At 39.5% G+C, this 13,131-nt stretch carries 6 protein-coding genes; 5 read left to right on the top strand and 1 reads right to left on the bottom strand.

What is annotated here, in order from left to right; all coding sequences use genetic code 11:
* Positions 1-31: 31 nt before the first annotated feature.
* A complete protein-coding gene (locus DCO56_RS23900) occupies positions 32-1,282 on the top strand; it encodes a glycoside hydrolase family 88 protein (protein ID WP_108636217.1) in 1,251 nt (416 codons plus the stop codon).
* Positions 1,283-1,367: 85 nt separating this feature from the next.
* On the opposite strand, the gene DCO56_RS23895 is transcribed toward DCO56_RS23900, so the two are convergent.
* Entirely contained in the window at positions 1,368-5,249 is a 3,882-nt protein-coding gene (locus DCO56_RS23895) for a hybrid sensor histidine kinase/response regulator transcription factor (RefSeq protein ID WP_108636216.1), read from the bottom strand.
* 141 nt (positions 5,250-5,390) lie between these two features.
* Here DCO56_RS23895 and DCO56_RS23890 point away from each other — a divergent pair, with 141 nt between their 5' ends.
* From DCO56_RS23890 to DCO56_RS23875, 4 genes are all read left to right on the top strand, one after another.
* The gene (locus DCO56_RS23890; RefSeq protein WP_108636215.1) at positions 5,391-8,510 is read left to right on the top strand and encodes a SusC/RagA family TonB-linked outer membrane protein; all 3,120 of its coding nucleotides are present in this window, start codon (positions 5,391-5,393) and stop codon (positions 8,508-8,510) included.
* A 14-nt stretch (positions 8,511-8,524) separates the two neighbouring features.
* Positions 8,525-10,213, top strand: coding sequence for a RagB/SusD family nutrient uptake outer membrane protein (locus DCO56_RS23885; protein ID WP_219929440.1), 1,689 nt, complete (start codon positions 8,525-8,527; stop codon positions 10,211-10,213).
* A 154-nt stretch (positions 10,214-10,367) separates the two neighbouring features.
* Entirely contained in the window at positions 10,368-11,636 is a 1,269-nt protein-coding gene (locus tag DCO56_RS23880) for a DUF2264 domain-containing protein (protein ID WP_108636214.1), read from the top strand.
* A gap of 196 nt (positions 11,637-11,832) precedes the next feature.
* Positions 11,833-13,089: a glycoside hydrolase family 88 protein gene (locus DCO56_RS23875; protein ID WP_108636213.1), complete on the top strand. Its 1,257-nt coding sequence runs from the start codon at positions 11,833-11,835 to the stop codon at positions 13,087-13,089.
* Positions 13,090-13,131 lie beyond the last annotated feature (42 nt).

Genomic DNA, 13,131 nt, shown 5'->3' with positions numbered 1-13,131 from the left:
AATCAATAACGTAAAAAAGGGAATATAAATAATGAGACTAGAAAAGAAAATCTTAATGATCGTATGGGCTGCTTTGGGAACAAGCAGTCTGGCCCATGGGCAAACGGAAAAATTGAAACTCTCGAAGGAGTTTATTCAGCAGCAACTTGATGGCGCTGCCAAGCAGATAAAGGTTTTGGATAAAGAAACGCCAAAGGATAAATTTCCAAAAACATTTGAAAATGGGAAGGAGGTTTTTTCGTCATCAAGTTGGTGGTGTTCGGGATTTTATCCCGGAACTTTATTTTATCTATATGAAGGAACCAAAGATCAGCAACTATTACAAAGTGCCGAAGATAAATTGACCTACCTGGAGAAGGAGAAGAACAATAAGGGTACGCACGACCTGGGCTTTATGCTGTTCTGTAGTTTTGGAAATGCCCTTCGGTTGACCGGGAATACACAGAAATACGAACCGGTTTTAACGACGGGGGCCAATTCATTGGCATCACGCTATAGCCAGAAAACAAAAACTATTCGTTCATGGGATCACGGAGCTTGGGACTATCCAGTCATTATAGACAATATGATGAACCTGGAGTTTTTGACCCAGGTCTCTAAAGTAACAGGTGATAAGAGGTATTATGATATTGCTGTCACGCATGCCGAAACGACGCTAAAAAATCATTTTCGAAAAGATTATAGTTCGTATCATGTGATCGATTATGATAAAAATACGGGTAAGGTCCGATCCAAAAAAACACATCAGGGTGCTTTTGATGAGTCTGCGTGGTCGCGTGGCCAAGGTTGGGCTTTATATGGTTACACGATGATGTACCGTGAAACAAAGAAGAAGGAATTTTTGAAGCAGGCGCAACAGATAGCGAAATATATCCTTGACAATCCAAACTTACCTTCAGATCTGATTCCTTATTGGGACTTTGACAAGGATAAAATTGCTTCATCTGATAAGATGTATCCTAATAAAGATTTAAGAGACGTGTCGGCAGCAGCTTTGTATGCTTCGGCGCTATTGGAGCTTTCTCAATATACAAAAGGTACTGAATCCACAAATTACTTGGATAAAGCCGAAACGATGATAAAAAATTTATCGCAAGCGCCTTATCTGGCAGCTTACGGTCAAAATGGTGGCTATATTCTTCAACACAGTGTTGGTGCTTTACCCTTGAATTCAGAAGTGGATGTGCCTTTGACCTACGCTGACTACTATTATGTAGAAGCATTGGTGCGCTATAAGAGATTATTGGCGGGTGAGCCAATAATTAAGGAAATTGTAAAATAAATAGGTATCTCACAAAATAAAGAAGCCATATTTTAGCATAAAATGTGGCTTCTTTATTTTAACTATCCCAGTTTAAAGAACGGTTTTAACCGTCTTGCTCTGCGGCTGAGGTTTCTTCAGATGGGTTATGTCCGAATTGTTTCTTGAATTCTTTACTAAAATATTTTCGGTCTGAAAATCCTACGGCATAAGCGACCTCACTGATATTCATCGAAGATTTCAACAACACTCTGGCTTTATTAAGGCGGTACATCTTGACATAATTGTTGATAGAGAGATTGGATATTGCTCTGAGTTTGCGGTAGAGAATAGGCGCACTCATTCCCATGTTTCGGGATATAAAGTTAACGTCAAAATCTTCTGACTGTATATTTTCTTCGATCAGTTGATCCAATGAGGCAATAAATTGCGCATCCAGTTCATTGTCGAAATCTGTCTTTTTAACCTGAAATTCCCTGCTCTTTTTACGGCTGATTGCGATGAGATTCTGCACAGATAGAAACAATAGCCTATTGTCAAAAGGTTTGGTTAGATAGATGTTTGCTCCAAATTGTAGGGCCTGTGTCTGTGAGTCACTGTCTGTCACTGCGGTCAGCAAGATAACGGGAATATGGCTAGTTGTGATATTTGTCTTTATTGCCCGGCATAACTGAGCTCCATTCATATAAGGCATCATTAGGTCAGACAGGATCAGGTCGGGGATGTATTCTAGCGCTTTTGTTAATGCATCTTCGCCATTGACAGCCGTGATGACGGTATAGCTGTCCTGAAACAAATGAACAATGGTATCCAGTAGTTCTCTATTGTCTTCGGCAATGAGGATGGTCTGTTGCAAAGATCTGTCCGGGGCTGTCGGAGTTGCTAAATTTGAATGATCTATTGCGGTCGTCATGGAGTCTGTAGGAGATGACACGCGGACTTTCGATAGCTTTGGCAAACGTAGGTTAAACACCGTCCATTCTCCTTTTTCATCTTTCATTGTAAAGCAACGGATCTCTCCCTGATGCTGTAGGATAATCTGTTTGGTCAACGCTAATCCGATTCCGGTACCTATGCTGTCGTTTGCCTGTTCTTCCCGATAGTATTCTTCAAAGATCTTGAATTGATTGTCCGTTGCAATGCCAATGCCATTATCAACGATGTTGATAATGATGCTGTCTTCACTCTCAAGAAGTTCAAGATAAACGGTGCCATTCTCGGGCGTATACTTAATGGCATTTGACAATAGATTGAACATGACCTTGTCAAATTGAACAGGGTCTATGGATTGTAACCCTACGGCATCCAATTTCCGGATATAATAATTGATATGTTTATTCTGCGCAAGATCATTGAGGAGGTAAAATGTGTCTTCAATATATTCTCTGAAAGGGATATCGCTTTGTTTCAGGATGAAGTGCTTGTCGTCAAATTTTTTGAAATCAAGTAGTTCGTTAACAACCCCCAATAATTTAGCAGCATTCTTTTTAATCCGTTTGATCTTAGACTGGGTGGTCGTTAAATTGGCGGTTTCGGTAATGATTTCGTCCAGAGGTGCAGTGATCAAGGTCAGCGGCGTACGGATTTCATGCGAAATTTGTGTAAAGAATTTGATTTTCTTTTCCTGTTCCCGTTCGGAATTGATCAGCATCTGGCGTTCCACAACAAACTTAATGACAAAATGCACCCCGAGGGTAAATAGTCCGGCATATAAGAGGTAGGCCCACCAGGTGCGCCAGATCGGAGGTTTTATAGCGATATGTATTTGTAGCGGAGTACTGCTCCAGACGCCGTCATTATTGCTGGCATATACGGTCAGTGTGTGCCGCCCCTCGGGGATATTGGTGTATCTGATACTTGGGGTATTGGTTTCTATCCAGTCTTTATCAAAACCTTCGAGCTTATAACGATATCTATTTTTTTGTGGTTTGATAAAATTGGAACTTGAAAAATTGACCGTGATAAAATTCTCGTCATAACGTAATTGCAACTGATAGCTGTTGGACCGATCACCTTGTTGGATGCGGCCATAGTTTAATGGGGTATCTTCAAGGAATATATTTCTAAAAAGCACATTTGGTTTCTTCTGATTAAAAGTGATTTTTCGGGTGTCGATGGAAACCAGACCGTTCAGTGTAGTCACGAATAAAACACCGGCGTCGCTGTTATAGACCTTTGCTCCTAGCATATTCTTAACGGGGAGACCATCGTACTGATTAAGGACAGTATGATACTTTGTCGTTGGGTCGAAGAAAATCAGTCCATTTTTGCTGCTGATCCAGAAATGTTTGTCGATCATCACTGGCCAGCCTAGCGTGTTGTTGGGGAAGCGTGCTATAAGGATTAAACGATCTTTAAGATCGAAATGATATAAATCCCCGTTCGAAGTAAGCCAAATATTGCCATTGGGTGCTACATGAAATCCATTGATGTAAAGTGAATCAACTTGCTTTATGGGTTGGATAGTAGTACTAAACGTCTTTTTCCGGTATAGTTTTCCTGATTGCAGGAAATAAATCTGTTGTTTATCATCTGCCTGTATCTCATCTATTGTATTTGCTGCGAGCGAGGAATCAAACTGTGGTGGTTTTTCCTGTTCCGTAATGTAAAGCCCCTTATTTGTACCTAAATAGATTCGTTGTGCTGGATCCACGTAAATGCTATAAATATTGTTTTTCAGGTTTAAGAGATCCTTTTCGAGGAGATAATTTTTGGTATTACCCGATTTTAGGTCAATGATGGAGTAGCCACCACCATATTGTGCGGCATATAATTTTTCATCCCGGACATAGAGGTCTTTTATCAGGTTTGATCGGGTCAAATTCGGTTGTGGACTGGTATTCCCCGTAATTTTATCAATTTTATTGATTCCTTCTTCTTCAGTGCCTATCCAGGCCGCATTTTTGGAAACTGCAAAACTGCCCACGATATCGCTATTCAAACGTTGATTTAATAAAGAACGTGTAGAATAGGATCGGATAGGGATCAAATCAGGATAAACTGCATTAATACCTCCAAAATATGTTCCTAGCCAGATAACATTTTGATTATCGACAAAGATATCATAAATCGAATTTTGACTGAGCGAGTTTTTGATGGATGTATTATGTTTGTAATTTGTGAAAACAGGAGAGCCCTTGAAAACAGAAAGACCTTTCAACGTTCCGATTAATAGCTCCCCATTTGCGTTTCTGATGATTTTACGAACGTTATTACTCAGGAGGTTACTATTTTCTTCTCTTAGATTCCTCCAATTTCCACTGGAAAAGTTGAACAGAAATAGACCATGTAATTTTGTCCCTACCCAGAGCATGTTGTCTTTAAAATGCATTGTACTAAAGATTCGTTCCTTTAGCGGTAATACGGGGAACCCTAGGTTATGGATTTTAGATATTCGTTTGTTGTTGTATACAAATGATTCGAGACCGTTGGAACTAGCTATCGTGTACGAGTCTGGTCCTGTTTGAACTATAGTCTGCGTATGAGGACGATCTAAAATTAATTTAAAATCATAGGAGCCTGAAGCTGGAATAGCTATATATAGACCTCTATTTGTACATAAAAAGATCTGGCCTGAGAGAATTTGTATATCCGAGACAACGAGTTTTTCTATAAAAGGCTTTCCTTTCCTCAATACAGCCTTTCGTTTGTCTATGTTGAAAATAAATACTTGTGTTGCGGTAGCTATAAAAAGATCATTTTTGTCATTTATACAAATCTTATTAATATAATCCAATTTGTTGAATATGCTATCTTGAACACGAAGGTTTATAATAGTTTGTGAGTCGTAAACAAACAGATTATTCCCTCCGCCAAACCAAAGTTTTCCCTTTTTATCCTGTGCGATAGTCAAAACTGCCTGTTTATCTAATACATTTTCCTGTGTTAGTGTCTCAAAACTGAAATTCTGGCCCAAACAAGACATAAATGGGCAAAGTAGCCATGTGATAATGACCATGTTTTGGATCTGCTTTATGAGGAAATTCATAGATAAATAGCGGTTATGGTTCAAATTTAAGATTTTACCCCTTAATATTTATAAAAATCACCCTATTGAATAGTTGCACTTGCCCAATTTTGATACTGTTAAGCAACCGATTTTTAAATTATAAAACCAATTTCCTAAAGTATGGCTAAGTTTTACGCAATTGGATTGTCCGCTATGACATTATTTGCTGTTGGTGTCGCTAACGCCCAACAGAAAGTAAATGTTACAGGACAAATCAAAGACAGTCAAGGAACACCACTATCAGGTGTTACAATTCGAGAGAAGGGAGGAACACTCTCAACCTCCACAAATGGATCGGGAACCTATTCCTTGTCCGTAAGTCCCAACGCAACACTAGTAATCTCTTATGTGGGATATCAAAACCAAGAGATAACCCTCAACGGTCGCAAAGTTGTTGACTTAACGCTCGAGAACTCTAGTTCGGCGATTGATGAAGTTGTTGTTGTGGGGTATGGAACGCAGAAAAAGGCGAATTTGACGAGTTCGGTATCTACAATAGATCAAAAAGTGCTGGATTCCCGTCCCATATCCAATGTAATGTCGGCCATGCAAGGAGCCGCTCCGGGCTTGGTTGTGACTCGTTCAGGTGGACAGCCTGGTGCAGAGGGCTTTTCTGTTAACATTCGTGGGGATCTGTCTACGGGTTCATCTAATCCCTTAGTGCTTATCGATGGTGTTCCTGGTAGTCTAACCTATACCAATCCAGACGATATCGCAAGTATATCTATTCTTAAGGACGCCTCGGCAACAGCTATATACGGCTCTAGAGGAGCCGCTGGTGTTGTCCTCGTGACGACAAAATCCGGTCAGGGGAAATTGAAGGTAAATTATCAGGGGATGTGGACGGCAAAAAAGATGGGACTTTTTCCGGAGCGAATTAATAGCTGGGAGGAGGCTGAAATGCAGAACCTCGCCCGTATCAATGCCGGTCAATCTCCGGATTGGTCAGCGGAGTTAATTGCTCTGATGAAAGATCCAAATCAATATTATAGGATTAACCCAACTAACCCCACCGCATATCAATATTTTGGCAATTATAATTATCCAGAGATTTTACTGAAAGATAAATCAACACGTTTAAATCAAAATTTATCAATATCCGGAAGTACAGAAAAGGATAATTACTTGTTTTCCTTGGGCTATATCACGGATAAAGGGATTTTTAGATTTGGTCCAGATGACTATAAACGTTTGAATGGACGTTTTAATTATCATAGAGAACTTTCCAAGATGTTTAGCTTGGATTCTAAAATATTATACAGTAGATCGGAGAGAAATACAAGTGTTTTGGGCGCCAGTAATGATTATGGATTGATTTATAATATTGTTTCTTCAAGGAGTATAAGTCCCATATATCTTCCGGAAAGTGGTGATACAAAATATGCTGCCGGAAGTGCTGCTGGGGAAACTGTTGGGTTATTGAAGGATGGTGGACGTAACAATAATGTCATTCAAGAAATTGGCGGTAGTTTTGAGCTTGGAGCAAAGGATGTTTTTACGGAGGGTTTAAAACTACGCGTTTTATATAGTCCAAGGATAGTAGTCGAAAATGATAATAATACCAGAATACCAGTTCCGATGTATAATGTAAATGGACGAACTGGATGGGCAGGGGGAATTAATCTTAATTCAATCATTAAGGGACGTTCTCAAACATTAACGAATAATTGGCAAGCAGTAGGTGAGTATAATCGTACTTTTAATGAAAAACATGAAGTATTAGTACGTGGAGGCTACCGTTATGACGATTATCGTTACGATTATATTGGTGCGTCAGCCTCGAATCTTCCAACAGATGATGTTTTGGCTTTAAGTCAATTTGGGGATAAAAATAACACCAGTGTTGGGGATAATATTCAAACCAATACATTGATTTCTTTCTTTGGTACCGCGCAATATGTTTTTGACCAAAAATATATTATTCAAGGGACGCTAAATAGAGAAGGAAGCTCACGATTATCACCAGCCAACCGCTGGATCACTTTACCCGGTGTCTCTGCGGGATGGAGGATAAATAATGAATCTTGGTTTGGAAATGCTTCTAAAATATTCAATGAACTAAAATTGCGAGCAGCTTGGGGTAAACAGGCCAATGACCCAAATAGCGATAATCCCCGAGCAAGCAATTACGATTATATAAATGCACTATCTAAGGGGGATTCATATCCTTTTAATAATGTGCGAAATACCTACTATTGGATTGGAAGTGCAGCCTCACCTTTAAGGACATGGGAGAAGGTTACAAATACTGATGTCGGGTTGGACTTCGCTATGTTTAATAGAAAACTCGATGGATCATTCTCTTATTTTTGGCGAGAAACTAAAGGGACTTACGGCGTCATTACGCAACCCGGTGTATTCGGTATCGGCAGCCCAAGTTCAAATATTGGCGATTTTAAATCTTGGGGCTGGGAATTGAGCTTAAATTGGCGTGATAAAATAGGGGAGGATTTTAATTATACTATTGGGGCTAACTTATCAGATAATAACAATAAGGTTGTTAAATTTTTGAATAGAACCAACGTAAGTGGCGGTCTTGTTTCTCTTTTAGAAGGATATTCGAAGAATTCGATTTTTGGATATCGTACAGATGGGTATTTCCAAAATGCAGAAGAGGTTAGTAATAATAAGGTAAATCATCAGAATCCTAATTTGGGACCTGGAGATATCCGCTATGTTGATGTCAACGGTGATCAGATTATTTCTTCAGGGAAAGGTAATTTAGAGGATCCAGGCGATCTAGTATATCTTGGAACACAGAACCCACGCTATTCATTTGGTCTAAATTTAGGTTTTAATTATAAAGGATTTGACTTTAGCGCGTTTATTCAAGGGGTTGGGAAAAGAGAGTTTTTACTACCTTCCGTTTTGACCCTTCCTTATGTTGAAAGTTGGCGCCAGGCCTGGGCAATACATAAAGATTACTGGACTCCAGAAAACCCAAATGCAACATTCCCAAGGCCAGTCATGGGTGGCGGAAGTAATACAAGGATATCGGATAAATGGGTGGTAAACGGAGCTTATGCACGTATGAAAAATATCCAATTGGGCTATACTTTACCAAAAGAACTGACCACAAAAGCTAAGATAGAACGTTTAAGAGTATTCTTCTCGGGGGAGGATTTATTTGAATTTAAAAAGTCATGGAATCCTTATTATGATCCTGAAACGCCAAATGGACAGGCATTCGGATATCCATTTTTCCGTTCATACACATTGGGGGTAAATGTTACGTTTTAAAACCAAAGAAAATTATGAAAATTGAAGTAAATAGATCAAAAAATCTTATAAAGAGCGCTGTAAAATTGGGTGGCTTGATTATGTTCGCTAATTTCCTGCTTTCATCATGTATGAAGGATTTAGATAATAAGATAGATGAGACAAGAGTGACTGACGCATCGTTTTGGAAAACCGAGCAGCATTTGTTGATGGGTGTTAATTATCTTTATACCTTCTTGCCAGGAATAGGCGAAAATAGTGCAGCAAATTGGACTGATGATTCTCGTTCTACAGGTAACAATTCAATCAGTGATGGTTCTCGATTGGTGCCCAATACTAGTGGAGATTATACAAATAATTATCAGCTTATTCGTGCTGTTAATACTGTGCTAGAAAAAGCGCAACAGATGACTCTAGATGCAAGTATTATTACGAAATATAGTGCGGAAGCGCGATTTTTTAGAGCTTTTGCCTATGGTGAATTATTGAAAAGATTTGGCGGAATGCCGATTATAACTCGAACTATAGATCTGAGTGATGAGCTGCTTCAGGCGCCTAGAGGCACTAGGGAAGAGGTTATTAATTTGATCTATAGTGATTTGGATTATGCAATCCAAAATTTACCTGAAGCTAGTGCAACGAAATCGACAGATTATGGTCGAATTAATAAAAGTGTTGCACAGGCTCTTAAGGTTAGGCTTGCACTTTTTGAAGGAACTTTTGAAAAATATCATCAGTTGGGAGATGCTAATAAACACTTGACAATAGCGAAAAATACCGCCAATGATATTATTTCAACGGGTTATTTTAAGCTTTTTACTTATGCAGACAACCCTAAGCTGAGTTATTATTATCTTTTTCAGAAAGAAGGCAATGGTTATGTTAACAAGGAGGTTATTTTACCCCGTTTATATGGGAAAGATATGACGGATAGAATATCAACGCATAATTATAGCCGGAATATAGAACAAGGAGCAATTACACCCACGCGTTATTTAGTGGACGCTTACTTGTATATCGATGGTTTGCCTCGAGAGGGGGTGAATAGATCGCCTTATTATAAACCGAGTGTAAGCACCTTAACTGAATTTGAAAATAGGGATCCTCGTCTAGCAATGACTGTTTTTAAAACAGGAGATACTTATATCAATGGTTCTAAATACCAGCCTATGTTTTCATTTACGCAAACGGGATATAAAACCTTCAAATATTTTAATGATACGGATTGGGTGAACCAAGCCAGTTTCAATGAGCATAAAATTATCCGATATCCTGAAATACTGTTGTCATATGCAGAAGCAGTGTATGAACTGGATGGAAATATTTCAGATCCTGACTTGAATAAGTCGTTAAATATAGTTCGTGAGCGTGCAGGCATGCCCAAATTGACAAATGCTTTTGCTGGAGAGCATCAGTTGAATATATTAGAAGAAATTAGAAGAGAGCGTAGAGTCGAATTTGCAATGGAAGGTGAACACCGCTATTGGGATATTATCCGCTGGAAAATCGCAGAAAAGGTATTACCATTGCCCACACTTGGTATTCAATTTTTCAAAGGCGAATATGCGGAACAGCCTGTTGTGAATCTTACCCCTGAAGGATATGTGATTGCACAGACTGCGGCCACAAGAAAATTTGATCCTGCTCGTGATTATCTCTGGCCGCTTCCAATTACGGAATTGTCCTTAAATTCGAATCTGGTGCAGAATCCAAAATGGCAGTAAGGTTTAAGTTGTAACAATTTTATGAATCAATCGCTCGTGCAATCGTTTGTTAGGGCGATTGATTCTTTTTAGTTTGTTTTTTTGTATTAAAATAAAGATTTTTAATGTTTTGTGAGGCTGTATTGAGCACACGTTTATTTATAAACCATTATCGATGAAGAGAAGATCTGTATTAAAATTGTTAGGTGGCGCTGGCGTTGGTGCATTGACGGCCTCGTTGCCGATGGGCGCGAAGGCAGGTGTTTTACCTGATGAAAGTATAAGCTATACGGGGAATGACCGTGCTTATTGGGTTTCAATTCTAAGCAAGATGGCCACACCGATATTGGATAATATCAGCAAGCAGCAATGGCGCAAAAAGATGCCGATGGAGGTAAGTCCTACTTTTGACAGCAGAGATCCCGGGGTTGGTTACCTCGAAGCTTTCGGTCGATTGCTGGCAGGTATGGCACCTTGGCTGGCTTTAGCGGATGACAGCACTGAAGAAGGTAAATTGCGTAAGAAATTACGTGATCAAGCTTTATTGGGAATCCAATATGGTGTAGATCCTAAATCTCCGGATTATTTTACATGGCGGGGTCCTTCATCACAAACGCTGGTAGATGCAGCACATCTCGCCCTTGCGTTCCTAAGAGCTCCCAAGGCACTTTGGGAACCATTGGATCAGGTAACAAAGAAAAGGGTTGTCGAAGAATTTAAACTGCTACGTAAGATTAAACCTAATGAAAGTAACTGGTTGCTTTTTGCTGCAATGACCGAAACTTTCTTATATAGCGCTGGCGAAGAATGTGCGCGTGAGAAAATAGACTATGCGGTCAATAAATTTGATCAGGAATGGTATGTTGGTGATGGCTGGTATAGTGATGGGGCACGTTTTAGCTTTGATCATTATAATGGATACGTGATCCATTGCATGCAGGTCGAATCACTTCGTCATAATATTTCTGCGGGTGGAAAATACAAGGAAATGTATGAACGCGCCTATAAACGCATGCAGCGTTATGCACATCATTTGGAACGGATGATATCGCCTGAAGGACACTATGTGGTCGTTGGGCGGTCCTCTACCTATAAGAATGCGGCCTTTCAGCCTTTGGCGGCAGTAGCTTTAGAGGATAAACTGCCGGAAGATATCTCAAAAGGTCAGGTGAGGGCGGCCCTTACGGCGGTACTCAGGCACATTTATATTGACAAAACTTTTGCTCCTTCGGGATGGCTCCGTATGGGAGTGGTTGGAGACCAACAGTCAAATTTAGCTGACTATTATACCAACGCCGGATCAATGTATGTGGCATCGCTGTCGTTCCTGCCGCTAGGATTACCGGCTACGGATGAGTTCTGGACATGCGCCCCACAGAAATGGACCTCACAGAAATGCTGGAATGCGGAACAGTTTCCGAAAGATTATTATGTTAGTTACTAAGACCTTGTTCTTTGATCCATAAGCTAAATACTAAAAAAATAGAGGTATCAGGTAGGTCTCAGGCTTGCATAAGTAAAATGTCAATACTAAATAATTAAAAGATAGAAATAAAAAATAGATGCACTTGGTAAGCTGTAGGCTTGTCTAAGTAAAATCTCAATACTCAATACTCATATCTCAATACTAAATACTAATAATGAAGATACAACACTATATTACAGGAGCTTTAATGATTGGGCTTGGCGTACAGGCCATATCATGTTCTAGTCAGAAGAATTTAACAACAGCCAAATTGGGACTGAACAAGGAATTTGTGCAAACCAATCTTGAAGATGCGCGTAAACAGATTACCTATCTCGCAGCTTCTATACAGGAGTCAGATATTCCCACCACTTATAAAGACGGGAAATATGTCAATTGGGGCTCTAGCTGGTGGTGTTCCGGATTTTATCCGGGTACAGTGCTCTATCTTTATGAATATACAAAAGATGAGAAGTTGTTGGATGAGGCAAAACGAAAATTAAAATATTTAGAAAAGGAGAAAAACAATAAAGGAACACATGATCTTGGGTTTATGCTGTATTGTAGTTTTGGTAATGCGCTACGATTGACTGGAGATTCTACCGCATACAAAGAAGTGTTAAGTACTGGAGCTGCTTCATTGGCGACGCGTTTTCACACAGTTCCCAAAACAATCCGCTCCTGGGATGGACAGCCATGGACTTATCCTGTTATTATTGACAATATGATGAATTTGGAGTTTTTGACAGAAGTCTCCAAGATGACAGGCGATAAACGATACAGAGATATTGCTGTAACACATGCCAACACAACCATGACCAATCATTACAGAAAAGACTATAGTTCTTACCACGTAGTTGATTACAATCCAGAAAATGGAAGCATAATTTCGAAAAAAACAGCACAGGGTGCCTTTGATGAGTCTGCATGGGCAAGGGGACAAGCTTGGGGATTATATGGATACACAATGATGTACCGTGAAACTGGTGATAAGAATTATCTCGAGCAAGCACAGCATATTGCCAAGTTTTACCTTAATCATCCCAATCTTCCAAAGGATCTGATTCCGTATTGGGATATGGATCAAAATAAACTGACCAAGGAAAGTAAGTATTATAATCAAAAGGATCTACGTGATGTTTCTACCGCTGCGGTTACCGCTTCTGCATTGTTGGAATTGGCACAATATACAAAAGGCAGTGAAAGTCAGTTGTACATTTCCAAAGCTGAGCAGATGTTAAAGTCACTTTCTTCGAAACCTTACAAAGCAGATTACAAAGAAGCCGGTGGTTACATACTGAAACATAGTGTCGGTTCTATTCCGCATAAAACTGAGGTAGATGTACCATTGACTTATGCTGATTACTATTATGTAGAGGCACTGATCAGATATGACCGAATGCTCAATGGCGAAAAAGTGATCAAAAAATAGGAGGATATGAGTAAAATATTATATAACTATAAATGATGAGTT

The sequence above is a fragment of the Sphingobacterium athyrii genome, assembly GCF_003071065.1.
GTDB lineage: Bacteria > Bacteroidota > Bacteroidia > Sphingobacteriales > Sphingobacteriaceae > Sphingobacterium > Sphingobacterium athyrii.
This window is presented reverse-complemented; position numbering and strand designations above follow the sequence as displayed.